Annotated in this window: 23 protein-coding genes; 8 read left to right on the forward strand and 15 right to left on the reverse strand. The window is 66.8% G+C overall.

Annotation, left to right across the window (positions count from 1 at the left end; all coding sequences use genetic code 11):
- The first annotated feature begins 60 nt into the window (after positions 1–60).
- The gene (locus ACQR2C_RS26530; protein WP_434882455.1) at positions 61–759 is read left to right on the forward strand and encodes an aspartate/glutamate racemase family protein; all 699 of its coding nucleotides are present in this window, start codon (positions 61–63) and stop codon (positions 757–759) included.
- A 145-nt stretch (positions 760–904) separates the two neighbouring features.
- Positions 905–1,135 (forward strand): hypothetical protein, encoded by a 231-nt coding sequence (locus tag ACQR2C_RS26535; RefSeq protein ID WP_315804107.1) that lies wholly within the window; start codon positions 905–907, stop codon positions 1,133–1,135.
- A 112-nt stretch (positions 1,136–1,247) separates the two neighbouring features.
- On the opposite strand, the gene ACQR2C_RS26540 is transcribed toward ACQR2C_RS26535, so the two are convergent.
- From ACQR2C_RS26540 to topA, 8 genes are all read right to left on the reverse strand, one after another.
- Positions 1,248–2,600: a globin-coupled sensor protein gene (locus tag ACQR2C_RS26540; protein WP_316237475.1), complete on the reverse strand. Its 1,353-nt coding sequence runs from the start codon at positions 2,598–2,600 to the stop codon at positions 1,248–1,250.
- Between the two features lie 222 nt (positions 2,601–2,822).
- Entirely contained in the window at positions 2,823–2,990 is a 168-nt protein-coding gene (rpmG, locus tag ACQR2C_RS26545; protein WP_006611239.1) for a 50S ribosomal protein L33, read from the reverse strand.
- Positions 2,991–3,109: 119 nt separating this feature from the next.
- Entirely contained in the window at positions 3,110–4,435 is a 1,326-nt protein-coding gene (locus ACQR2C_RS26550) for an LLM class flavin-dependent oxidoreductase (RefSeq protein WP_315804105.1), read from the reverse strand.
- 234 nt (positions 4,436–4,669) lie between these two features.
- Positions 4,670–6,007, reverse strand: coding sequence for an amidohydrolase (locus ACQR2C_RS26555; RefSeq protein WP_315804104.1), 1,338 nt, complete (start codon positions 6,005–6,007; stop codon positions 4,670–4,672).
- Positions 6,008–6,051: 44 nt separating this feature from the next.
- The gene (locus tag ACQR2C_RS26560) at positions 6,052–6,810 is read right to left on the reverse strand and encodes an NUDIX hydrolase (RefSeq protein WP_434882456.1); all 759 of its coding nucleotides are present in this window, start codon (positions 6,808–6,810) and stop codon (positions 6,052–6,054) included.
- Positions 6,811–6,850: 40 nt separating this feature from the next.
- Positions 6,851–7,297 carry a DUF983 domain-containing protein gene (locus ACQR2C_RS26565; protein ID WP_316181857.1) on the reverse strand — a complete coding sequence of 149 codons (447 nt, stop codon included), beginning with the start codon at positions 7,295–7,297 and terminating at the stop codon, positions 6,851–6,853.
- Positions 7,294–9,669, reverse strand: a complete 2,376-nt coding sequence (rnr, locus tag ACQR2C_RS26570; protein ID WP_434882457.1) for a ribonuclease R — start codon at positions 9,667–9,669, stop codon at positions 7,294–7,296. Before rnr ends, ACQR2C_RS26565 begins: the two co-directional genes overlap by 4 nt.
- A 4-nt stretch (positions 9,670–9,673) precedes the next feature.
- The gene (topA, locus tag ACQR2C_RS26575; RefSeq protein WP_434882458.1) at positions 9,674–12,445 is read right to left on the reverse strand and encodes a type I DNA topoisomerase; all 2,772 of its coding nucleotides are present in this window, start codon (positions 12,443–12,445) and stop codon (positions 9,674–9,676) included.
- A gap of 225 nt (positions 12,446–12,670) precedes the next feature.
- Between topA and ACQR2C_RS26580 the strand changes: the two genes are divergently transcribed.
- Positions 12,671–12,880 (forward strand): hypothetical protein, encoded by a 210-nt coding sequence (locus tag ACQR2C_RS26580; protein ID WP_315712655.1) that lies wholly within the window; start codon positions 12,671–12,673, stop codon positions 12,878–12,880.
- A gap of 13 nt (positions 12,881–12,893) precedes the next feature.
- Here the strand turns inward: ACQR2C_RS26580 and ACQR2C_RS26585 are convergent, their stop codons facing one another.
- On the reverse strand, positions 12,894–13,337 hold the full coding sequence (locus ACQR2C_RS26585) for a winged helix-turn-helix transcriptional regulator (RefSeq protein WP_315804099.1): 444 nt from the start codon (positions 13,335–13,337) through the stop codon (positions 12,894–12,896).
- Positions 13,338–13,478: 141 nt separating this feature from the next.
- On the opposite strand from ACQR2C_RS26585, the gene ACQR2C_RS26590 reads away from it, so the two are divergent.
- Positions 13,479–14,252, forward strand: a complete 774-nt coding sequence (locus ACQR2C_RS26590; protein ID WP_434838258.1) for an SDR family NAD(P)-dependent oxidoreductase — start codon at positions 13,479–13,481, stop codon at positions 14,250–14,252.
- Between the two features lie 77 nt (positions 14,253–14,329).
- On the opposite strand, the gene ACQR2C_RS26595 is transcribed toward ACQR2C_RS26590, so the two are convergent.
- Positions 14,330–14,941 carry an FMN-dependent NADH-azoreductase gene (locus ACQR2C_RS26595; RefSeq protein WP_315804097.1) on the reverse strand — a complete coding sequence of 204 codons (612 nt, stop codon included), beginning with the start codon at positions 14,939–14,941 and terminating at the stop codon, positions 14,330–14,332.
- A 97-nt stretch (positions 14,942–15,038) separates the two neighbouring features.
- On the opposite strand from ACQR2C_RS26595, the gene ACQR2C_RS26600 reads away from it, so the two are divergent.
- On the forward strand, positions 15,039–15,437 hold the full coding sequence (locus ACQR2C_RS26600; RefSeq protein ID WP_315804096.1) for a winged helix-turn-helix transcriptional regulator: 399 nt from the start codon (positions 15,039–15,041) through the stop codon (positions 15,435–15,437).
- A gap of 3 nt (positions 15,438–15,440) precedes the next feature.
- On the opposite strand, the gene dprA is transcribed toward ACQR2C_RS26600, so the two are convergent.
- From dprA to ACQR2C_RS26625, 5 genes are all read right to left on the reverse strand, one after another.
- Positions 15,441–16,559: a DNA-processing protein DprA gene (gene dprA, locus ACQR2C_RS26605; RefSeq protein WP_434882459.1), complete on the reverse strand. Its 1,119-nt coding sequence runs from the start codon at positions 16,557–16,559 to the stop codon at positions 15,441–15,443.
- Positions 16,560–16,622: 63 nt separating this feature from the next.
- A complete protein-coding gene (locus tag ACQR2C_RS26610) occupies positions 16,623–17,960 on the reverse strand; it encodes a patatin-like phospholipase family protein (protein ID WP_434882460.1) in 1,338 nt (445 codons plus the stop codon).
- A 213-nt stretch (positions 17,961–18,173) separates the two neighbouring features.
- Positions 18,174–18,770, reverse strand: coding sequence for a glycerol-3-phosphate 1-O-acyltransferase PlsY (gene plsY, locus ACQR2C_RS26615; RefSeq protein ID WP_434838254.1), 597 nt, complete (start codon positions 18,768–18,770; stop codon positions 18,174–18,176).
- A gap of 30 nt (positions 18,771–18,800) precedes the next feature.
- Positions 18,801–20,102, reverse strand: coding sequence for a dihydroorotase (locus tag ACQR2C_RS26620; RefSeq protein WP_315804092.1), 1,302 nt, complete (start codon positions 20,100–20,102; stop codon positions 18,801–18,803).
- Positions 20,103–20,125: 23 nt separating this feature from the next.
- A complete protein-coding gene (locus tag ACQR2C_RS26625; RefSeq protein ID WP_042339600.1) occupies positions 20,126–21,079 on the reverse strand; it encodes an aspartate carbamoyltransferase catalytic subunit in 954 nt (317 codons plus the stop codon).
- 172 nt (positions 21,080–21,251) lie between these two features.
- Here ACQR2C_RS26625 and ACQR2C_RS26630 point away from each other — a divergent pair, with 172 nt between their 5' ends.
- The 3 genes from ACQR2C_RS26630 to ACQR2C_RS26640 are packed head-to-tail and all read left to right on the forward strand — an operon-like array spanning position 21,252 to position 24,443.
- Positions 21,252–21,956: a M15 family metallopeptidase gene (locus ACQR2C_RS26630; protein ID WP_315804091.1), complete on the forward strand. Its 705-nt coding sequence runs from the start codon at positions 21,252–21,254 to the stop codon at positions 21,954–21,956.
- 22 nt (positions 21,957–21,978) lie between these two features.
- Complete coding sequence (locus ACQR2C_RS26635) at positions 21,979–23,622, forward strand: acyl-CoA dehydrogenase family protein (RefSeq protein ID WP_434874490.1); 1,644 nt, start codon at positions 21,979–21,981, stop codon at positions 23,620–23,622.
- Positions 23,619–24,443 (forward strand): CPBP family intramembrane glutamic endopeptidase, encoded by an 825-nt coding sequence (locus tag ACQR2C_RS26640; RefSeq protein WP_434874491.1) that lies wholly within the window; start codon positions 23,619–23,621, stop codon positions 24,441–24,443. Before ACQR2C_RS26635 ends, ACQR2C_RS26640 begins: the two co-directional genes overlap by 4 nt.
- The last annotated feature ends 3 nt before the right edge of the window (positions 24,444–24,446 follow it).

A 24,446-nucleotide genomic window follows, 5' to 3' on the forward strand; every position in this document is an offset into this window, starting at 1 on the left:
TCACGCCCGTCCGTCTTCCACGCTATCATGACCGGCCGCCATCACAGGATGAGACCACGAATGACACGACACATCGGCATCGTCGGCTGCTCCGCCGAGGGCGCGGCGCTCTGCTATCGCACGATCTGCAGGGAGGGGGCCGACCTGCTCGGGCCGCATGCCCATCCCGAGGTGTCGATGCACACGCCGTCGCTCGCCGACTACGTGGCCTGCCTCGATCGCGGCGATCTCGATGGCGTCGCCGAGCTGATGCTGACCTCGGCGCACAAGCTCGCTGCGGCAGGCGCGGATTTCCTGATCTGTCCCGACAACACCATCCACCAGGCGTTGCCGCTCGTGCTGCCACGCTCACCGCTGCCGTGGCTGCACATCGCCGACGAGGTTGCCAAGGAGGCGGTCAGGAGAGGCTACAGGCGTATCGGCATCACCGGCACGACATGGCTCGTCGACAGCAATGTCTATCCGGACAGCCTGATGGCACACGGATTGGCGTTCGCGCGTCCGAAAGAGGCAGATCGCGTCGAAGCCAACCGCATCATCATGGATGAGCTCGTCTACGGGCGGTTCGAGCCGCCCTCCGTCGCGACCTTTCAGAAGATCATCGCACGGTTGAAAGGTGATGGCTGCGACGCCGTCGCGCTCGGCTGCACCGAGATTCCGCTGATCATCGACGATGCCAACTCGCCTCTGCCGACGTTGGATTCGACGCGTCTGCTCGCGCGTGCTGCGCTGGCGCGGGCGATGTCCGGCGCCGGCTGAGAATTGCGGCAAGGCGCTGATCGTTCACAGCGGGATGTGCAGGCCGCATTGGCTGCGACGCTCGCCATCCGGTCTTCGGACGCACAGTTCCGTCGGAACCCCCTTGGGCGGGAAACGTTTGTTTCAGCCCAAGAAGGAGCGCCCAATGAAGAAGCTGATGTTTGCGGTTGCCGTGTCGCTGTCCGTTCTGCCGTCATTCGCCATGGCCCAGGGCCACATGGGGACGCCGCAGGAGCAGAAGGCGTGCGCGCCGGATGCCAAGCGCTTCTGTCGCAGTCAGCTCGGCGATGACTTCGCAGTCCAGAACTGTCTGACGCAGAACCGGACCAAGCTGAGCAAGCGCTGCTCGGCGGTGTTCCAGAGCCACGGGATGTAGCACGCCCGGTGCGTCGGCCCGGTTCAGTGCAACGTCGTCCGCCGTTCCTGCGACGCGGAGGAATGGCGGGTGATGCTCACGCTGACGCGCCCGACGCGCCGGCTGAACCGGGTCAGGCCGCGCGCACCTTGCGCAGGAATGTCTCCAGCTCGTCCTTGAGGTGATCACTCTCGCGCGACAGCGAATGCGCCGACGCCAGCACCTGCGATGACGCGGTGCCGGTGGCGCTGGCGCCCTTGCTGACGTCGCCGATGTTGCTGGCGACGCGGGTCGTACCGCCGGCGACCTCCTGCACGTTGCGCGAGATCTGCCCTGTGGCGGCGCCCTGCTGCTCGACGGCCGCGGCGATGCCGGCCGCGATCTCCGAGATCTGCTGGATGGTGCCGCCGATCTGCTTGATCGAGGCGACCGAGGACTGCGTCGCGCTCTGGATGCCTTCGATCTGCTGGCCGATCTCCTCGGTGGCTTTCGCGGTCTGCGACGCCAGCGCCTTGACCTCGGAGGCGACCACCGCGAAGCCGCGGCCGGCGTCGCCGGCGCGCGCCGCCTCGATGGTGGCGTTCAGCGCCAGCAGGTTGGTCTGGGCGGCGATCGAGGTGATCAGCTTGAGCACGTCGCCGATGCGCTCGGCGGTGCGCGACAGCTCGCTGATGCCGACATCGGTCTGCTCGATCTGGCGAACGGCCTCCTTGGCGATGGTGGTCGATTCCCTGACCTGCCGCCCGATCTCATGCACCGAGGAGGTCATCTCCTCGGCGGCCGAGGCGACCGACTGCACGTTGGTCGAGACCTGGCCCGAGGCCGAGGCCGCGCTGGCCGACAAATGCTGGGTCTGCTCGGCGGTCTTGGTCAGCGTGTTGGCCGAGACCTCGAGCGTGCGCGCGTCGGCATGGACCTTGTTGATGATCTGGCCGACGGTGGATTCGAACTCGTCGGCCATGCGCTGCATGGCGGCGTGCTGCTCGGTCTTGGCCGCATCGAGATAGACCGAGATGGCGAGATCCATGTCGATCATCGCCGCCTTGGTGATCGCAGCCTGCAGCGCGGCCTTCTTCTCGCGCGCCGCCTGGCCGCCGAACCAGCCGTCCGCGATCTCCGTCTCGATCGCCTTCTGCAGCCCGGTCACGATCAGCGAATAGCCGGCGATGTACCAGCGCGGCTCCAGCCCCATCCGGTTGTGGGCCTCGCCGATCCGGGTCACCGATTTCACATAGGCATCGTCGAACTTCGCGGTCGCCAGCGACATCCAGTGATCGTGCTGGGCCTGCTTGGCGTGCCGCATCGTGGCCGGGCTGGAGAACATCTTGGCGAGATGCGGGACCTTGCCGACATGGGCATAGAACTGGTCCAGCAGGCCGGGCAGCACCTTGCCGATCAGCGGCCGCAGCTCCCGCAGCGCCTCCCGGGTCGCATGGTCGATGCCGATGAAATCGAGCCGGGATTGCAAAGTCTGAAGATCGGTCATCGCTGGTCTGCCGGTAAGATAAGGAGGGAGACGCTACTGAGGGTGCGCCGCTACCCCAAATCGCACGGGTTTGGTTGATGGCTCCTTAAGTCGGGAACCGGATTCAGCCGCGGCCCATGGACCGATCAGATGGGAGATGGCCCGTGCCGCAGGAGTGGAGGCATCGGCCCAATAAAAAACGGGGCCGAAACGGCCCCGTTGAAGTCGCAGCAGACCGCGATCTTACTTGATCTTGGCTTCGCGGAATTCGACGTGCTTGCGCGCGACCGGGTCGTACTTCTTCTTGACCATCTTGTCGGTCATGGTGCGCGAGTTCTTCTTGGCGACGTAATAGAAGCCGGTGTCGGCCGACGACACGAGCTTGACCTTGATGGTGACCGCCTTGGCCATGTCTTGAACCTCTGGAATCGGGGATAGGGTGGGCACCGGCCAAAGAGGGGGCGCCGTTGGCCGGCAACCTACCCAGCCAGCCCCCAAAGTCAAGGTTTGAGGGCCAGATTCTGGGGTGCCTAGGCTGGGAAGAAGCGGTTTTTCGGCCGGGGCAGGCCGAGATTCTCCCGCAAGGTCGGCCCCTCATACTCCGTCCGGAAGATCCCGCGGCGCTGCAGCTCGGGAATCACCTTGTCGACGAAATCGTCGAGCCCTGCCGGCAGGAATGGGAACATGATGTTGAAGCCGTCCGACCCACGGCTTTCCAGCCACTCCTGCATCTGGTCGGCGATCGTCGCAGGCGTGCCGACGAAGGACAGACCGCCGTAGCCGCCGACCCGCTGCGCCAGTTGCCGCACCGTGAGCTTGTCGCGCGCGGCGACATCGACCAGGCGCTGGCGGCCGCTCTTGGAGGCGTTGGTCTCGGGAATCGGCGGCAGCGGGCCATCGGGATCGAAGCCGGAGGCGTCGGTGCCGAGGATGACCGAGAGCGAGGCGATGGCGCTGTCGTCATGCACCTTGCTGTCGAGCAAAGCGCGCTTCTCCTTGGCCTCGTCGACGCTGTCGCCGACCACGACGAAGGCACCGGGCAGGATCCTCAGATGCTCCGGATCGCGGCCGACCTTTTCCATGCGGCCCTTGATGTCGGCATAGAGTGTCTTTCCATCCGCGAGGCTGCCGCCGCCGGTGAACACGGCCTCGGCCGTCTCTGCCGCGAGCTGCTTGCCGTCCTCCGAGGCGCCGGCCTGCACGATCACCGGCCAGCCCTGCACCGGGCGGGCGATGTTGAGCGGTCCGCGGACTTTCAGATATTTGCCCTTGTGATCGAGCACATGCATCTTCGCAGGGTCGAAGAACAGCCCGCTCTCGACATCGCGCACGAAGGCATCGTCGGCGAAGGAATCCCACAGGCCGGTGACGACGTCGTAGAACTCGCGGGCGCGCTTGTAGCGCTCGGCGTGCTCCATGTGATCGTCGAGGCCGAAATTCAGCGCGGCATCCGGGTTCGACGTGGTGACGATATTCCAGCCGGCGCGCCCGCCGGAAATGTGGTCGAGCGAGGCGAAGCGGCGGGCGACGTGATAGGGCTCGTCGAAGGTGGTCGATCCCGTGGCGATCAGGCCGATGTTCTCGGTGACCGCCGATAGCGCCGACAACAGGGTGAACGGCTCGAACGACGTCACGGTGTGGCTGCGCTTCAGCGCGTTGATCGGCATGTTCAGCACGGCGAGATGATCGGCCATGAAGAAGGCATCGAACTTGCCGGCCTCGAGCTTGCGGATCAGTTGCTTGAGATGCGCGAAGTTGAAATTCGCGTCCGGCCAGGCGCCGGGATAGCGCCACGCGCCGGTGTGGATGGAGACCGGGCGCATGAAGGCGCCGAGCTTGAGTTGACGAGGGGCCATGTGGGGGCGTCCGGGATGATTGCTCTCGTCAGCAGATAGGAACTCGGCTGATGCGTGTCAGCCACCCGCCGCAGAACACGATTTCGTTTTTGGTGGCGGATGGAGCACACTCATTCCGGCGTGGGCCACGCAGCCAACAAAAACAAAGGTGTCGTTCGCCGAGACGACACCTCTCGTGTGGCTGGACCGCCCATCTCATGGCGAGCGTAGCGCAGCATGTCGCGGCCGGACCCGCTACTGCCCCTGCGCCCGCGCGTCGAACGCCGAGAGCACCGCGAGCGTCATCGCGGTGACGCCGGTCACGATCGTCGGCTTGGGCACCGGGGCGAATTGCGGCGAATGGTTCGGCGGCAGCGGCGGCCCGCTGCCGTTGCGCGCGGCGGCGACGCGCTCGGGCTCATAGACGCCGATGCCGAAGAACATCGAGGGCACGCCGGCCGATACGAACTCGGAATAGTCCTCGCTGGTCGTGGTCGGCGGGACCAGCATCAGCTTGTCGCCGAAGGCGGCGCGCAGCACCTTCTCGCCGGTCGCGACGACGCCCGGATCATTCATGACGGCTTTCGCGCCCTCGGTAATCTCGATCTGCGGCGGCGGCGCATCGGCCATGGCGGCCACCGCCTTCGCGGTGCGCTCGATGCCCGCCACGAGCTTGGCGCGCACCTCAGGCTTGAAGCTTCTGATCGTGCCGACCACCAGCGCGTTGTCAGGAACGATGTTGCCGGCGGTGCCGCCATGGATCGCGCCGATGCTGACGATGCCGAACTCGGTCGGATCCTTCTCGCGGCTGATCACGCTCTGCACGTCGACGACGAAGCGGGCGGCCATCATCACAGGATCGATCGTCTGGTGCGGAGCCGCGCCGTGACCACCCCGGCCGTGGAAACGAACGAACAGTCCATCGACGCTGGAGGAGCCGATTCCCGTGCGATAGGTAAGTGAGCCATAAGCGAAGCCGCCGTCGTGCAGGGCGAAGCCGACATCGGGCTTTGGAAAGCGCGTGAACAGGCCGTCGGCCAGCATCGCCCTTGCGCCCGCGACCTCTTCCTCGGCCGGCTGGGCGATGAACATCAAGGTGCCTTTCCACTTGTCCTTCATGCCGACGAGCGTCTTGGCCGTCCCGACCCAGCTCGCCATGTGCACGTCGTGGCCGCAACTATGCGCGACGAAGGTCTCGTGTCCGTTCCAATTGGCCTTGTCGCGGCTGGCGTAGGGCAGGCCGGTTTTTTCTTCCATTGGCAGCGCGTCGAGCTCGGTGCGCACCATGATGGTCGGGCCGTCACCATTGCTGTACAGCGCGACCAGGCCGGTCTTGCCGACCTTCTCGGTCACGTCGAAGCCGAGCGCGCGCATCTGCTCCGCGAGCTTTGCCGCGGTCTTCACCTCCTGGAAGGCGAGCTCGGGATGCGCGTGCAGATCCTTGTAGAGCACATCGAGCGCGGGATAGTCGCGCTCGAGCGATGCGGCGATGGTGCTTTTCAGCGCTGAGACGTCGAGCTCCGCATGCGCCGGCGTCGCGGCGAGGGCGATCAGCACGGCGGAGGCGAGCAGAAGGCTGCGAGACTGCGTCATGGATTGGCTCTCCGATGAACGCAATCAGTCTAGTCCCGTTCAGCTCAACCGCCCAGCACGTCCTTCTGCATCTTGCCGCCATAGAAATGGAAGAAAGGCACGTCAGCGTCGTGGCGCAGCGGCCCGGTGGCGAGGCGGCGGTCGAGCTCGTGGAGCACGTTCTTGGTCATCGGATGCAGATCGGCGAGCGGTCTGGAGCCAAGCTCGACCCAGACCAGCTCGACCAGCTCGGCATCGGCATGGATCACGCCCTCGACACGGTGGGTGATGGCGGAGGCATCGGCGGTGAAGAAGCGGGTGTCGAAGCGCTTGATGCGGCCGGGCGGGGTGATGGCGCGGGCGATCAGGAACAGCCCCGACGGGTCGGGCAGCAGGCCGGCGTCGGCGAATGGCGCCCATGGCCCGTCCAGTTTCGGCGCGGGGCCGCCGACCTTGCGTCCGAGACAGAGACCGGTTTCCTCACAGGCCTCGCGGATCGCGGCGACGGCGAGCGACTTCGCGCGCGAGGCCGTCGTCTGCGGCTTGCCCTTGAACAGATTGGCTTCGAGCTCCGCCGGCATCGGCGCTGCCACGGGAATGCGATGATCGGTCTTGTCGACGCGGCCGCCGGGGAAGACGAACTTGCCCGGCATGAACACGACCTTGTCGTGGCGCTTGCCGACCAGCACCTTCGGCACCGCGCCGCTGCGGTCGACCAGGATCAAGGTCGCAGCATCGCGTGGCTTGGTGTAGGGATGATGGTCCGCTTCCTTCTCGGCGGGCTTGCCCGCCGGCGCGCTGCTCGCCTGTGCCGTATCGCTCATGTCCTCCCCGCTTTTTCTTATTTGTTGATCGTTTGGTCGCTCACACCGGTGGAATGCCTTCCACGGGATTGTCGTCGAAGCCGTGCATGCGGAACGCCCATTGCAGCCCGACGACGGCGCCCTTGACCGGCTGAATCAAGGCGAGCGAGGCGACCAAGGTCACCGGCAGATAGATCGCGAGCTGCAGCGCCACCGGCGGCGCGTAGTTGGTCTCGATCGAGAGCACCAGCGGCACGATGATGTGGCCGACGATGACGATCACGAGATAGGCGGGAAGATCGTCGGCGCGATGCCCGGAGAAATCCTGGCCGCAGCGGTCGCAATTGTCCGCGACCTTCAGGAAGGCGCGGAACAGCTTGCCCTCGCCGCAGCGCGGGCAGCGGCCGCGCAGGCCGCGCTTCATCGCGGTCCAGACGTCGCGCTTCTCGACGGCGCCGGCGTCACGCGTCCAGGTCTGCGGGGGCAATGTGCGGGGCGTTGAGGTCATGGCGTCCACGATCTGCCTTTCTTCGATGTGCCGGGCTTGCGTTTTGCCCCTGCCGCTGGGCTTTTCTTGCGGCTTTTTTCTTTGTGCTTCGGCCGAGCCTCGGATTTGGCCCGCTTGGTCGCCTTGGCGTTCTTCCCGACGTTATTCTTTCGCCGGGGTCCTGCGCCGCGCGGATGCCGCGACACCAGCACATCCGCCTGGGTCAGCAGCTCGAAGCGCAGCGCACCGGCCACCGGCTGAGCTTCTACCAGACGGACGTCGACGACGTCACCCAGCCGGTGCATGGCACCGCTGCGCTGGCCGATCAGCGCATGTCGCGTCTCGTCATAGTCGAAATATTCCGTGCCGAGCGTACGGATCGGAACCAGGCCGTCGGCGCCGGTATCATCGAGCTTGACGAACAGGCCGGCGCGGGTGACGCCGGAAATGCGGCCCTGGAAGGTGGCGCCGACGCGGTCCGCCAAATGATGCGCGATCAGGCGGTCGGCGGTCTCGCGCTCGGCCTTCATCGCGCGCCGCTCGGTCACCGAGATCTGCGCCGCGACCTCGGCGAGGTGATCCGGCGTCTCGCTGTCGGGCAGGGCGCCGTCGCCGAGGCCCAGCGCGCGCAGCAGGCCGCGGTGCACGACGAGGTCGGCGTAGCGGCGGATCGGCGAGGTGAAATGCGCGTAGCGGCGCAGGTTCAGGCCGAAATGCCCGTAATTGTCGGTCGAATATTCCGCCTGCGCCTGCGAGCGCAGCACGACCTCGTTGACGAGATGCTCGTAGTCCTGGCCGGCGACCAGGGTCAGCACGCGGTTGAACAGCGACGGCCGGAGCGCGCCTGATTTGGCGAAGGGCACGTCGAGCGTCTTCAGGAACTCCTGCAGCGCATGGATCTTCTCCACCGTCGGCTCATCATGCACGCGGTAGATCAAAGGCAGCGCCTTCTTCTCCAAAAGCTCCGCCGCGGCGACGTTGGCCGAGATCATGAACTCCTCGATCAGCTTGTGAGCATCGAGGCGCTCCGGCACGACGACGCGGTCGACGGTGCCGTCCTTCTTCAGCAGGATCTTGCGCTCGGGAATGTCGAGGTCGAGCGGATCGCGCGCGTCGCGGCCGCGCTTGGCGACCTCATAGGCCGCGTAGAGCGGCTTGAGGATCGGCTCGAGCAGGGGGCCGGTGACGTCGTCGGGCTTGCCGTCGATGGCGGCCTGCGCCTGCGCGTAGGACAGTTTGGCGGCCGAGCGCATCAGCACGCGATGAAACGAGTGCGAGCGCTTGCGGCCGTCCGCGCCTAACACCATGCGCACCGCGAGCGCGCCGCGCGCCTCGCCCGGCACCAGCGAGCACAGATTGTTGGAGATGCGCTCGGGCAGCATCGGCACGACGCGGTCGGGGAAATACACCGAGTTGCCGCGGATCAGCGCGTCGCGGTCGAGCGCCGAGCCCGGCCGCACGTAGTAGGCGACGTCGGCAATCGCGACATGGAGAATGAAGCCGCCGGCATTGTTCGGATCGGGATCCGGCTCGGCATGAACGGCGTCGTCGTGATCCTTGGCATCGGGCGGATCGATCGTGACCAGCGGCAGCTCGCGCCAGTCCTCACGCCCCTTCAAGCTCGCGGGCTGCGCGGCTTCGGCCTCTGCCACGGCCGCCGCGGAGAAATCCATCGGGATTTCGTGGGCATGGATCGCGATCAGGCTGATTGCCTTCTCGGTCGCGACCGAACCGTAGCGCTCCTTCACACGTCCGGAGGGCAGGCCGTAGCCGCGGCCGCGCAGCAGGTCGACGCTGATGAGATCACCGTCCTTGGCGTCCTTGGTGTCGGCGGGGGCGATGGAGAGCTCGCGTCCCGCCTGCTTCTTGTCGACCGGAATGAGGCGGCCGCCGCCGCCGGGATTAGCCCGGAAGATGCCGAGCACGCGCGGCCGCGCCTGATCGAGCACCTTGAGGACGCGGCCGCGATAGGACACGCCCGCCTCATCCTTGATCGGCTCGACGCGGAGCAGCGCGCGGTCACCGACGCCGGCCGCCGAGCCGGGCCCGGCATGGCGCGGGGTGTGGATGCGGATGCGCGGCGGCTCGGATTGCTCGGCCTCGTCCCACTCGGCGGGCTTGGCGATCAGCTCGCCGTCGCTGTCGCGCCCGGTGATGTCGACAACCAGCGTGGCCGGCAAGGTGGCGGTCTCGACGACGGTCTTGCGGCCGCTCTTCTTCACGGTGCCGTCGGCGACGAGCTCGCGTAGCAACTGCTTGAGGGCCGCGCGATCAGCGTTCTTCAGGCCGAACTCGCGGGCGATATCCTTGGTGCCAACCTTGCCCGGATTGGCGCGGATGTAGGCGACGATGGCCTCCCGCGGAGGGAAGCCGATGTCGCGCTTCTTGCTCATTTTCTCATCCGCGGGCCTTGCCAGCGCTCTTCTTGGGCGTCGCCTTGGTCGCGGGCTTCGCCGAGGTCTTGGCGGCCTTGGCGACCGGCGCACGCGCCTTGCTGGTGGAGTCTGATTTCGGTTTGGCGGCCGCCTTCTTCGCCACGGCCTTCTTCGCCGGCTTCGGCGTGTCGTCGTCGCCGCCGGTCTTCGGCTTGGCCTTGCTGGCCGCCGCTTTGCTGGCAGACTTGGCCGGCTTCGCCGCCTTGCCCTTGGCCTTCGCCTTGCCGCCACCCTTGGCGGCGCGCTCGTCGAGCAGCGCGATCGCCTCGGCCAGGGTGATCGTGTCCTTCTCCTTGTCACCGGGGATGGTGGCGTTGACGCCGCCGGCGGTGACATAGGCGCCGTAGCGGCCGGCCTTGACGGCGACGGCGCCGAGCGAGGGATGCTCGCCGAGCGCCTTGCCGGGATCGGCGCCGAAGCGCTTGCTTGGTCCCTTGGCGATCTTCTCGGCGATCAGGCTGACGGCGCGGTTGAGGCCGATGTCGAACACCTCGTCGCCGGCCTCCAGGCTCGCATAGGTCTTGTCGTGCTTCACGAACGGCCCGAAGCGGCCGAGATTGGCGATGATCGGCAGACCCGTCTCCGGATGGATGCCGACCTCACGCGGCAGCGACAGCAGCCTCAGCGCGTGGTCGAGCTCGAGACTCGCAGGCGAGGTGCCCTTCGGGATGCCGGCGCGCTTCGGCTTCTCGCCCTCGGCGTAATCCTTCTGCTCGCCGAGCTGGATGTAGGGGCCGAAGCGGCCGGCCTTGACGACGACGTCGAGCCCGGTGTCCGGATCCTGGCCGAGCACGCGGTCGGCGGTCGCCTCGCTGTCCGCGGCAAGCGGCCGGGTGTAGCGGCATTCCGGATAGTTCGAGCAGCCGACGAAGGCACCGAACTTGCCGGCCTTGAGGTTGAGCCGTCCGGTGCCGCAGGTCGGGCACTGCCGGACGTCGCCGCCATCGTCGCGCGGCGGATAGATGTGCGGCCCCAGCATCTCGTCGAGCGCGTCGAGCACCTGCGCGACGCGCAGGTCCTTGATGTCATCGACGGCGCCGATGAACCCGGTCCAGAAATCCTTCAGCACCTGCTGCCAGGCGATCTCGTTGTTGGAGATGCGGTCGAGCTGCTCCTCGAGATCGGCCGTGAAATCGTACTCGACGTAGCGGCGGAAGAAGTTCTCCAGGAACGCGATGACGACGCGGCCCTTGTCTTCGCCGTGCAGCCGCTTCTTCTCGAGCTTCACGTAGCCGCGGTCCTTCAGCACCTGCAGGATCGAGGCATAGGTCGAGGGACGGCCGATGCCGAGCTCCTCCATGCGCTTGACCAGCGAGGCCTCGGAGAAGCGCGGCGGCGGCTCGGTGAAATGCTGGGTGACCGCGAGATTCTGCCGCTTGAGCTGTTCGTTCGGGCTCATCTGCGGCAGGCGGCGGCTGTCCTCGTCCTCCTCGTCGTCGCGGCCCTCCTGATAGAGCGCGAGGAAGCCGTCGAACTTGATGACCTGGCCGGTGGCGCGCAGCTCCAGGGTGCGCGCGCCCGCCTTGGCGATGATGTCGACGGTGGTGCGCTCAAGCTCGGCCGATTCCATCTGGCTCGCGATGGTGCGGGTCCAGATCAGCTCATAGAGCTTGGCCTGATCGTCATCGAGCCGCTTGCGCAGCTCGGCCGGCTTGCGCGACAGGTCGGTCGGACGGATCGCTTCGTGCGCTTCCTGGGCGTTCTTGGCCTTGGCCTGGTACTGGCGCGGGCTATCCGGGACGTATTTGTTGCCATAGATCTCGCCGATCACCTTGCGCACCTGGGTGATCGCCTCCGGCGCGATCTGCACGCCGTCGGTTCGCATATAGGTAATGAGACCGGTGGTCTCGCCGCCGATGTCGATGCCTTCGTAGAGCCGCTGCGCGATGCGCATCGTGTGCGCCGGCGCAAAGCCGAGCTTGCGGCTCGCCTCCTGCTGCAGCGTCGAGGTGGTGAAGGGCGCCTGCGGATTGCGCCGTGCCGGCTTGGCATCGACGGTCGCGACCGTGTAGCTCGCCGCGTTGAGCGCGTTCTTGAAATCCTCGGCCTCCGCGCCGGTGCCGATGTCGAGCCGCTGGATCTTCTTGCCGTCGGCGCCGACGAGGCGCGCCTCGAAGATGTCGCCGCGCGGCGTCGCCAAGGTTGCGATCAGCGACCAATATTCACGCGGGACGAACTTCTCGATCTCCAGCTCGCGATCGCAGACGAGACGCAGCGCGACCGACTGCACGCGTCCGGCCGAGCGGGCGCCCGGCAGCTTGCGCCACAGCACGGGAGAGAGAGTGAAGCCCACGAGGTAATCGAGTGCGCGGCGCGCCATGTAGGCGTCGACAAGCGCACCGTCGATCTGGCGCGGATGTTTCATCGCCTCCGAGACGGCCTGCTTGGTGATGGCGTTGAAGACGACGCGCTCGATCTTCTGATCCTTGAGCGCCCGCTTCTCCTTCAACACCTCCAGCACATGCCAGGAAATCGCTTCGCCCTCGCGATCAGGGTCGGTGGCGAGAATCAGTCGGTCGGCACCCTTCAGCGATTTGGCGATGTCGTTGAGTCGGCCGGCCGCCTTGGGGTCGACCTCCCAGATCATGCGGAAATTCTCGTCCGGATCGACGGAGCCGTTCTTGGCCGGAAGGTCGCGGACATGACCGAAAGAGGCCAGAACCTCGTAGGAGGAGCCCAGATACTTATTGATCGTCTTGGCCTTGGCAGGCGACTCCACGATGACGATATTCATGTATTTCCAATGGCTTAGTGGAAGGATTGAAGCTGGCTTCGCGGGATTCGCGCCGGCTGCGTTGACCCGAACATGGGTGGTGAGGGGGTTCCTGTCAAATCGAGGGATGTTGAAAGGCGATTGCGTTGGGTCGGCGAAGTACCTATCAGGTTGTACGGAGCACGATGAGATCCGCGCTCTTTTGAGGTTGTTTTTCGTCAAATTCCTTATGCTGGGTGACAGTTGTTGGCCAAGGCAGCGGACAAAAGCGACCCGGACGTCGAGGCGATGGTGGAGGATCCCGACGCCGCGGCGGCGCTGATCGCCGAGGTGACGGCCAGCCTGTCGCATCTGGCGCAGCGCCATCGCCTCGACATGCTCGACTACCTCCTGCGCATGGCGAACCTGGAGGCCGAGGAGCATCTCAGGCTGCGCAGCCGCCGCAGGCTGTGCTGACGGCCGGCCGCGCTCACCGCGGGGCGAGAGCGGTTTCCTCCGGCGCCAGCGTCCGGCCGTCTTCCGCAGTGAGCAGCAGCTTGCGAACCGGCCTGCGGTTCACCCGGTCGACGAGCGCGGTGGCGATCTGGTCGGGGTGCTCGTCGAACTCCTCGCTCCACTGCCGCAGTGCGACCAGGATCGGAAACAGGCCGCGGCCCTTCGGCGTCAGCACGTAGTCGCGATAGGAGCTGCCATCCGAGGCCGGCTCGGTGGTCAGGATGCCGCGATCAACCAACGCCCGCAGCCGCGCCGCAAGGATGTTCTTGGCCATGCCGAGGCTGCGTTGAAACGCGCTGAAGCGGCGCACGCCGAGAAACGCGTCGCGGATGATCAGCAACGACCACCAGTCGCCGATCGCATCCAGCGACCGTGCGATCGGGCAGGCGTCGCCTTCCAGACTGGTGCGCTTGACCATCACATGATCCTTGTCCTGTCACCCAGGGGCGGCTGATGCCCGGGGCGCTCGAGCCCGCTCACGCACTTGTGTGGTTGCATTATAAAACCAGTCAGCCTATGTCGTCCATCGGTTTAATTATGCAACCATATGGAGACGGATGTGAGGCTTGCGAACAAGACGGCACTGATTACCGGCGGCAGTAGCGGCATCGGGCTTGCGACCGCCCGCCGTTTCGTCGCCGAAGGCGCCAGGATCGCGATCACCGGGCGCGATGCCGGGCGGCTGGAGGCTGCGGCGCGCGAGCTCGGGCCGAACGCGCTGGCGCTGGTGGCCGATGCCACGGACATCGCCGCGACCGAGGCCGCGGCTGCCACCGCCGCAGAACGCTTCGGCAAGCTCGACATCCTGTTCGCCAATGCCGGCATCCCCGGCTCGACGCCGGCCGGGGCAACCAAGCTCGAGGTGTTCGAGCAGGTGATCCGCACCAATCTGACGGGCGTGTTCTTCACCGTGCAGGCGGCGCTGCCACATCTCAAGGACGGCGCCTCGGTCATCCTCAATGGCTCGGTGATCTCCGTGCTCGGGAATCCCGGCTATTCGGCCTACGCCGCGAGCAAGGCCGGGGTGCGCGCGATGGCGCGGGTGCTGGCGTCGGAGCTGTCGCCGCGCGGCATCCGTGTCAACGTGGTCGCGCCGGGCGCGATCCGGACGCCGATCTGGGGCGCCGCGGTCGCGACGCCGGACGCCGAAAAGATGTTCGAGGCAAGGATCGCGGCGACCACCCCGCTCGGTCATATCGGCGAGCCTGACCATATCGCCGGCACCGTGCTGTTCCTGGCCTCGGACGACGCCGCGCATGTCCAAGGCCAGGAGCTGTTCGTCGATGGCGGCGCCACGAGCTCGCCGGCCGGTGCGCCGATCTATCGGGGTTGACCGGCCGGGTCGGTGGGCGGTTTGAGACCTGCCCCGGAGTTGAAAGCGGTGGCTGCCGGCGGCAGCCACCGAGGGACTCAAGCGGCGAGACCGCCGGCCGTTTGAATCGCCTTGGCCAGGGCTTGCTCGCGATGCTCCGGGCCGATCTGGACACCGTCGGCCGCAACGAATTCGAGATACGTGACGCCGATGAAGCTGAAGACACTGCGCAAATAGGTCTCCAGGTGTTCGAATGCCGCCATCGGCGTGTCCGCGCCGTAATGGCCGCCGCGCGAGAGCGCCACGATAATGCGCTTGCCACCGGCCAGACCCTGCGGGCCGTTTGGGCCATAGCTGAAGGTCTTACCCTTGACGGCGATGCGGTCGATCCAGGCCTTAAGCTGGCTCGGGATAGAGAAGTTGTACATCGGAGCGCCGATCACGACGATATCGGCAGCCAGGAACTCTTCTAGAACCGCCTGTCCGGCAGCGATATCAGCTTCCACCGCGGGATCCTCGACGGGCGCTCCGTAAGCGACGGCGACATGCGTTCCTGACAGATGCGACAGCGGCTCGGCTGCGACATCTCGGTAAATCACCTCCAGCCCCGGCATGATCTGGCGAAAACGGCCGACGATCGCGGCGGATACCTGACGGCTGACGGAGTTCGCGCCGAGCACGCTGGAGTCGATGTGGAGGAGTTGGGTCATAGGTCAGTCACCTCAGTATTGGTTTGTAACTGGCGCACTATGAGTGACTGTGCTGTAACCTCACAAGAACGCACATTCTTGAAACCCGAGCACAGCCGTGACACTTGCGAACAGCGATGATCCCGATCTCCCGACGCAGCCAAGTCATGATGATTGCCGGGGCGCGGCCTCGATCCTGGCGCGTGTCGGCGACAAATGGAGCGTGTTCGTCATCATGATGCTTCAGGACGGCCCGAAGCGCTTCAACGAGCTGAAGCGGCTCGTTGGCGGGATTTCCCAGCGGATGCTGACCTTGACCCTGCGCGGCCTCGAGCGCGACGGGCTGGTGACGCGGACGGTGTTTCCGACCATCCCGCCGCGGGTCGATTATGAGCTGACCGATCTCGGCCGCGGCCTGTCGCAGCCGGTGCAGGCGCTTGGGCAATGGGCCATCCGGCACCAGGAGCAGATCGAGCAGGCGCGCACGCGGTTCGACGCGCGCAGGGATGCGGACTGAGAGTCAGATCAGCGACACCATCCCGCCGCCGTGGCGCTCCAGGCGGCCGGCGAGCTCGAGCTCCAGCAGCACCATGCGCAGCACGGCCGGCGACAGGCCGCTGATCCGGATCAGGTCGTCGATCGACACCGGGGTCGGGCCGAGCAGGGCCGTGACCTGCGCGCGGTCGTGGCCCTCGGGATCGGGGGCGAACAACTCCTCGTCCGGCTCGCGCAGCGGCAACGGCAGCGGCCGCTCCATGATCGGGCCGACGGCCTGGATGATGTCGGCGGTTTCGGTGACCAGCGTGGCGCCCTGCTTGATGAGATCGTTGGTGCCCGCGCAGCGGGGATCGAGCGGCGAGCCTGGGACGGCGAAGACCTCGCGTCCCTGTTCGCCGGCCATGCGCGCCGTGATCAGCGAGCCCGAGCGATGCGCGGCCTCGACGACGACGACGCCGAGCGAGGCGCCTGAGATCAGCCGGTTGCGGCGGGGAAAGTCGCGGGCGCGCGGCTCGTGTCCGAGCGGCATCTCGGAGATTGCGGCGCCACTGCCACTGATGATGGCGCCGAGCAGATCGACATGCTCCGGCGGATAGATCCGGTCATGGCCGCCGGCGAGGACCGCGACGGTGCCGCTGCCGAGGCTCGCGCGATGGGCGGCCTGATCGATGCCGCGGGCGAGCCCCGAGATGATGATGAAGCCGGCCCGGCCGAGCTCATGGGCGATCTGGCCGGCGAATTTGAGTCCGGCGGCGGAGGCGTTGCGCGAGCCGACGATGGCGATCATCGGGCGCATCAGCGTCTCGCGGGCGCCGCGCACCGCCAGCAGCGGAGGTGCATCGTCGCAGGTGGCGAGTCGGGGCGGATAGCCGTCCTCGTCCGGCGCCCGCAGGTCGACGCCCTGCCGCTTGCAGGCGTCGAGTTCGGCCTCGGCTTCGCCGACCGTGCAGATCCGGCCGGCTCCGGCCGCGCCGCCGCGGCGTGCCAGGTCGGGCAGCCGGTCGAGCGCGGCGCGCGCGGTGCCGAAATGGTCGAGCAGTGAGCGGAAGGTGCGCGGGCCGACATTGTCGGAACGGATCAGCCGCAGCCGGTCGCGCCGCTCGGTGTCGCTCAGCTCGATCGTCGTGTTGATGGCGTCCACGCATAGCCCCCCAAACCCGGAGGCTAGAATGGAGCAACCCGAAGACGCAGGGAAGAGGGCGCGCTACGCCGGCGCGACGTCGCGCACATCCTCGGACACGGACACCGGCGACGCCAGCGCGGGCTGCTCGTCGGGGATGGCCGGCGTGGTGCCGGCCGGGGCTTCGCGCAGCCAGCGTTCCGCGGCGTCGCGTCCGCGCTGGTAGAGCAGCTCGATGAAGCCGCTGCCGAGGTCGGTCGCATCGCGCTGAGCCAGGGCCTCGATCTCGTCCTCGGCGGCAAGCCGATGAACGCGCGGCGGATGCAGGCCGTCGCTGCGCGCCCATTCGAGTGCCGCGAGCTCGGCGTTCAGGACCGCATTGCCGGCGATCTGGTCGAGGCGGCGATCGATCGCGGCCGAGGTCATCGGCACATAGGCGTCGCGCGCGGGCATGACCTGAACGACCAGCAGGTCGGCGGCGCTCGACTCATGCGCGATCTGGATCAGCGGCGGATTGGTGACGTAGCCGCCGTCCCAATACGCCTCGCCCTCGATGTCGACTGCGGCGTGCAGTTGCGCGGGACAGGTGGAGGCGAGCAGAGCATCCGGCGTGACGCCGGCATTGCGGAAGATCTGCGGCAGGCCGTCACGGGCCCGGGTCGCCGCAACCAGCAGGCGGGGCGCGGCCGGGCCCTGCACGGCGTCGAAATCGATCGTCTCGCGGAGGAGGTCGCGGAGCGGATCGAGATCGAGCGGGTCGGCGCGTCCGCCCCGCAGCCCCGCGCCGAACGACACCGAGCTGCTCGCCGGCGAGTACGCGCCGATCACCAGCAGCGATCGGAACGACGCCTCCTCCATCAGCCGGGTCCAGAACAACGCGAGCCGGTTGCGCGCTTCGTCACGGCCGCCCTTGGCCAGCCCGCTCGCGAGCAGCGCGGCGTTGACCGCGCCGGCGCTGGCGCCGCTGATGGTGTCGAAATCGCAACCGGGTTCCTCGAGCAGGCGATCCAGCACGCCCCAGGTGAAGGCCGAGAACGTTCCGCCGCCCTGCAGGGCCAGCGACAGCTTGCGCGGCGGCCATGTTCGCGGCGGCGGCGGCAGGGTGGCGCTGGCGATCGTCTCGGCGAGCGATCGCTCCGGCGTTTCCGCAGGCTTGGGCTCGGCGGCAGCCGCCGCCCCGGTCATGGGAAGCTTGACGGCGGCGGTGCTTTCCTGCGGCGTGCTCGCCGAAGGCTCCATCGCGGCGTTTGCGCTCTCAGGAACCAGATCTTCAGCCGCGCCTACGCCGACGCTCGTCGCGGGCTCGACCGCTGTCGCCGGCGAGGGAGCGGCGGGTTCGCTGGTGGAGCCGAACGCATCCGTCAACCAGATCTGAGCGGCGGAGAGGAGGGCGCTGGCGCTGGAACGGACCGGGGTGGACATTTGCTGCGCCGGCTCCTCATCAGTGCGATCATCGCGCGTGGCGACGAACCGCTTGAATGGGTCTTGCGTAATCAGATGCCGGAATCATGACAGGCAATCATGATTCACGCCAGGGTCCGGCGTTGACTTGTTAGCTGATGAAGCACAGGTGTTGCTGCGTTGCCGCTGCGATTTCAGCACGAACCACACATTACCCGTATTTGCCCGGAGTAGTTACTTCTTCGCGCCGATCTTGCTCTCGGTGCCGGCCTGCAATCGCTTGATGTTTTCGCGATGCATGTAAATGAGCAACAATGTGAGCAGAGCAAACAAGGCGGCCAGCGCGGTGTGACCGAAAGCCCACAGCACGATCGGCGTCAGCACGCTGGCGACGAGTGCTGCGAGTGATGAGTAGCGGAGCGCGAAGGCGGTTGCGAGCCAGACGAGGCAGAAGAAGATCGCGCCCGGCCAGAACAGTCCGATCAAAATACCGATGTAAACGGCGACACCTTTGCCGCCGCGGAACTTCAGCCACACCGGGAACAAGTGACCGAGGAAGGCGCCGAGGCCCGCGACCATCGCGGCATTCGGGCCGCCGAGATAGCCCGCAATGATCACGGCCGCCGTGCCCTTGAGAGCGTCGCCGAGCAGGGTCGCCGCCGCCAGCCCCTTGCGGCCGGTGCGCAGCACATTGGTGGCGCCGATATTGCCGGAGCCGATGCTGCGCAGATCCTGCGTGCCGGCGAGCTTGGTAAGGATCAGGCCGAACGGGATGGAGCCGAGGAGATAGCCGATGATGAGAGCGACCGGCAGGAAGGCTTCGGAACCCATCACGCGACTCCTTCGACGCTTCGCCTGGCGTCAGACATGTTCGAACACGGTGCGGCCGCCGACGATGGTGCGGACCACGCGGCCGGTGAAGCGGGCTTCGTCGAACGGCGTGTTCTTGCACAGCGATTTGAGGTCTGCCGGATCGAGGATCCAGGGCACGTCCGGATCGATCACGATGATGTCCGCCGGCGCGCCCGCCCGCAAGGTGCCACCGGGCAGGCCGAGCAGCTCGGCGGGCCGGGTCGACATCGCGCGGATCAGGGCGGTCCAGCTGAGCTCGCCATTGTGCACCAGCCGCAGCGCCGCTGGCAGCATCGTCTCGAGTCCGACCGCGCCGCTGGCAGCCTCCGCGAACGGCAGCCGCTTGACCTCGACGTCCTGTGGCGTGTGGTCCGACATGATGACGTCGATCAGGCCGGAGGCGAGCGCCTCGACCAGCGCGCGGCGGTCGACCTCGGTGCGCAGCGGCGGCGTCAGCTTGAGGAAGGTGCGGTAGGGGCCGATGTCGTTCTCGTTCAGGGTGACATGATTGATCGAGACCGACGCGCTCACCGTGAGCCCTGCCTCGCGGGCGCGCCTGAGGATGTCGAGCGAGTCGATCGAGCTCAGCGCGGCCGCGTGATAGCGGCCCTTGCTGAGTGCGACGAGGCGCATGTCGCGCTCGAGCACGACGGCTTCGGCTGCGGGCGGAATGCCGGAGAGGCCGAGCCGCGAGGCGAACTCGCCTTCGTTCATGACGCCTTCGCCGACGAGGTTCGGATCCTCGGTGTGATGCACGATCAGGGCGTCGAAATCGCGCGCATAGGTCAGCGCGCGGCGCATCACCTGGGCGTTCATCACGCTGCTGTGGCCGTTGGAGAAGGCGACGGCGCCGGCGGCGCGCAACAGCCCGATCTCGGTCATCTCCTCGCCGCGCAGGCCCTTGGTCAGCGCCGCCATCGGCTGGATGTTGACGATCGCGGTGTCGCGGGCGCGGCGCAGCACGAAGTCGACGGTCGCCGAATTGTCGATCACAGGCTCAGTGCCGGGCTGGCAGATGATGGTGGTGATGCCGCCGGTCGCGGCGGCTTGGCTGGCGCTGGCGAATGTCTCGCGATGGCCCAGACCCGGCTCGCCGACGAAGGCGCACATGTCGATCAGGCCGGGGGCCACGATCTTGCCGGCGCAGTTGACGACATCGGTGCCCTCGGGCACGCCCGCGGCGCCGATGCCGCGCTTGAGGTCGCGGATGACGCCGTCGGCGATCAGCACGTCGCCGGGGCCGTCGAAGTCGCGGGAGGGGTCGATCACGCGCGCATTGGCGAGCAGGATCGGGCGGCGGTCGGTCAGCATGGCGTTTGGTCCCGACTTCTGTATCACGCGTTGGGCAGGTTGCGGGCCAGTGCTTCGAGCACGGCCATGCGCACGGCGACGCCCATTTCGACCTGCTCCCGGATCAGCGATTGCGCGCCATCGGCCACGATGGATTCGATCTCGACGCCGCGGTTCATCGGCCCCGGATGCATGACCAGCGCGTCGGGCTTGGCGTAGGCGAGCTTCTTCTGGTCGAGCCCGAAATACTGGAAATATTCCGACGACGACGGCACGAACGAGCCGTTCATGCGCTCGCGCTGCAGCCGCAGCATCATCACGATGTCGGCGCCGTTCAGCCCCTCGCGCATGTCGCGCGCGACCTCGACGCCCATGCGCTCGATGCCGGGTGGCAGCAGCGTGGAGGGTGCGACCACGCGGACGCGCGCGCCCATCGTGTTCAGCAGCAGGATGTTGGATCGCGCCACGCGCGAATGCAGCACGTCGCCGCAGATCGCGATGACCAGCCCCTCGATGCGGCCCTTGTTCCGGCGGATCGTCAGCGCGTCCAGCAGCGCCTGCGTCGGATGCTCATGCGCGCCGTCGCCGGCATTGATCACGGAGCCGTCGACCTTGCGCGCGAGCAGCTCGACCGCGCCGGAGGCGTGGTGGCGGACCACCAGAATGTCCGGATGCATCGCGTTGAGCGTGACCGCGGTGTCGATCAGGGTCTCGCCCTTCTTGATGGACGAGGACGACACTGACATGTTCATGACGTCGGCGCCGAGCCGCTTGCCCGCCAGCTCGAACGAGGATTGCGTGCGGGTCGAGGCCTCGAAGAACAGGTTGACCTGGGTGCGGCCGCGCAGCACGGTGCGCTTCTTGTCGACCTGACGATTCAGTTCGACATACTCCTCGGACAGGTCGAGGAGGCCGGTGATGTCGTGGGCGGAAAGGCCCTCGATTCCCAGCAAATGCCGGTGCCCGAGGACGAAAGTCGATTTCGGAGAGGTTGCCATTAAAGCCAGAGCTATAGGCGCGGTTTCCATGAGGGGCAAGGCCGAAAGCCGGGGTTCCGAGTTATCCCCCGTTCCGTCTTCCGAGCCTCTCAGGGGGCTCCAAACCGGGGGCTGGCGGGCCGTCGTCGGAGGAGGCCCGCTCCGATATGCGCTGATCCTGCTGGCGGCGATCGTGCCGGCCTGCGCGGCCGCGTTGCCGTTCGATTTCGTCTATCTCCGCGACATCGACCCGACGATCCTCCAGGACATCCGTTATGCCGGCAGCAACAATTTCGTCGGCCGACCCTTGCCGGGCTACGAGGCGGCCGAATGCGTCGTGACGCGTGACGTGGCGCGGCGGCTGCAGGCGGCTCAGGCCGAGCTGCGGCAGCGCGGCCTGTCGCTGAAGATGCTCGACTGCTACCGGCCGGTGCGTGCGGTCGCAGAGATGCTGGCCTGGTCCCAGGACGGCGTCGAGACCACGGCCGGCCGCCGCTACACTCCGCGCGTTGCCAAGCAGGACCTGTTCCGTCTCGGCTATATCGCCCTGCGTTCGAGCCATTCGACGGGTGCGGCGCTCGATCTCACGCTGGTCGAGCTCGCGGCCGACAATTCCGCGGCGTTCGACCCGGCCAAGGACTACGCGGACTGCACCGCGCCCGCAGCGCTACGCGCGCCCGAGGGCAGCGTCGACATGGGAACCGGCTACGATTGTTCCGACGTGAAGGCCCATACCGCTGCGCAGAACCTGACACCGGAGCAGCGCCGCTGGCGCAACGAACTGGTTGCGGTGATGGCGCGGCAAGGTTTTGTGAACTATGCCAAGGAGTGGTGGCACTTTTCGCTGCCGGGCGCTGGCGCGACCACTTATGTTTTTCCCATTCGGCCGCGCCGATGATCGATCTCTGCAGGGCACGGCCATGACGCAGTCTTCCTTCGCGACCCATGAGGTCTTCAACCAGTCGCCGCCGTTCGAGGACGTCGACCTGTTCACGGCCGACCGGCCGTTGGCCGACGCCGTCAAGGCCAATGGTGGTGCCGGGGCTGAGCAGGAGCTGACAGCTTTCGGCAAGCGATGGGGCTCGGCTGCGATGGCCGAGCAGGGCCGGCTCGCCAATGAGAACACGCCGAAGCTGCGCAGCTTCGACGCCAAGGGCTTTCGGCGGGACGTCGTCGAGTTTCATCCGGCCTATCATCAGATGATGACGCGCTCGGTCGAGGCCGGCCTGCACAATTCGACATGGACCGCCGGGGGCCATCCTGTTGGCGGCGCGTCGGAGGTGGTACGCGCGGCGAAGTTCTACATCGCCTCGCAGGTCGAGAGCGGACACCTCTGTCCGATCACGATGACGCGGGCCTCGGTGGCGGCGCTGGCCGCGCAGCCTGACCTGCTGGCGCGGACGATGCCCCTCATCGGCACGCGCGACTACGATCCGGCGTTTGCGCCGTGGTGGCAAAAGCGCGGCATGACGCTCGGCATGGGCATGACCGAGAAGCAGGGCGGGACCGACGTGCGCGCCAACATGACGCGCGCTGAGCGTACGACCGATGGCTATCGCATCACCGGGCACAAATGGTTCATGTCGGCGCCGATGTGCGACGCCTTCCTGGTGCTGGCGCAGGCCGATGCCGGCCTGACCTGCTTCTTCATGCCGCGCTTCACGCCGGATGGCGCGGTGAACGCGATCCAGTTTCAACGCTTGAAGGACAAGCTCGGCAATCGCTCCAATGCCTCGTCGGAGGTGGAGTTCGCAGGCAGCTATGCCGAGCGGGTCGGCGACGAGGGCAGGGGCATCAGCACCATCATCCAGATGGTGCAACTGACGCGGCAGGATTGCGCGATCTCGTCTGCCGGCCTGATGCGCTCGGGGCTCGCGCATGCGCTGCATCATGCGCGCCATCGCAGCGTGTTCCAGAAGCATCTCGCCGACCAGCCCTTGATGCAGGCGGTGCTCGCCGACATGGCTCTCCATGTCGAGGCGACGGTGGCGCTGGTGATGCGGCTGTGCCGCGCGTTCGACCGCACGCCGGCTGACGCGAGCGAAGCCGCCTACATGCGGCTGTTGACGCCCGCGATCAAATACTGGGTCTGCAAGAGCGCGCCGCCGTTCCTGTATGAGGCGATGGAGTGCCTGGGCGGCAATGGCTATGTCGAGGACGGCATTCTCGCGCGCCACTTCCGGGAGTCGCCGGTCAATGCGATCTGGGAAGGCTCGGGCAACGTGATGTGCCTCGACGTGCTGCGCGCGCTGTCGCGCGAGACGGAGGCTGCCGCGCATATCCTGATGCATCTGAAAGCCGAGACCGGCGGACTCCCTGGCGCCGCGGAGGCGCTTGCCTTCATCGAGACCAGCTTCCGTCGATCGGATTCCGAGCGCGTCGCGCGCCTCGCGGTCGAGAGGCTGGCGCTGCTCGCAGCCGCCGCCGCGCTCAACCTCGTGATGCCCGGCCATGCCGAACTGTTCGCCGCGACGCGTCTTTCCGCTGTTCATCCGAGCATGTACGGCGCCATCGATCTCGATCCCTCGGACATCCGTACCTTGCTGGAGCGCGCGCTGCCTTGACCGACACTCCCGAAGCCGCCGTGATGGATTCCCTCGATCCGGGCAACCCGCCGCAGCAGGTCGCTCCGGCGCAGCATCAGCCGCGCACGCTCGGCTTCTGGCGCACCTTGCTGTGGGGCCTCCTCATCATCGTCGTGTTCTTCATCGGCCAGCTGACTCCTATCGTCTATTTCCTGCTGCGCCATGAGGGGCCAATCGACAGCATGGCCGCGTTTCAGTTGGCCATGATCCAGATCGCGAGCCGGTCGCTCACGGTCTCGCTGTCGGCGATCATGGGCGTTCCGGCCATTTTGATCCCGATCTATTTTGCCGTCCGCCACACCCGCATGTCGTTCGCCGACTATCTGGGCCTGCGCTGGACCGGCTGGAAGAATTTCGGCTTTGGCTTTGTCGGCATGGTTGTGATCCTGGGATGCTGGGAGCTGATTTCGCAACTGACCGGCCGCGGAGACACGTCGTCGAGCTTCATGGTGGACATCCTGAAGACCGCCAGAGGCGACGGCGTGGTCTGGCTGCTGGTCATCGCCTTCTGCGTCGCGGCGCCGGTCTCGGAAGAGCTGATGGCGCGCGGCTTTCTCTATCGCGGCTGGTCGGACTCCTTTCTGCGGGTGCCCGGCGCCATCGTGCTGTCGTCCTTGCTGTGGACCGTGCTGCATCTCCAGTACGACTGGTTCGCGCTGCTCAACGTGTTTTCCCTCGGCGTGTGGTTCGGCTATCTGCGCTCTCGAACCCACTCCACCTATCTGACCATGGTGCTGCACGGGCTCAACAACCTCGCCGCCACGGTGCAAACCATGTGGCTCGCCAGCGGCCACTCCTGAGCG

The sequence above is a fragment of the Bradyrhizobium sp. HKCCYLRH3061 genome, from assembly GCF_051168015.1.
Taxonomy (GTDB): domain Bacteria; phylum Pseudomonadota; class Alphaproteobacteria; order Rhizobiales; family Xanthobacteraceae; genus Bradyrhizobium.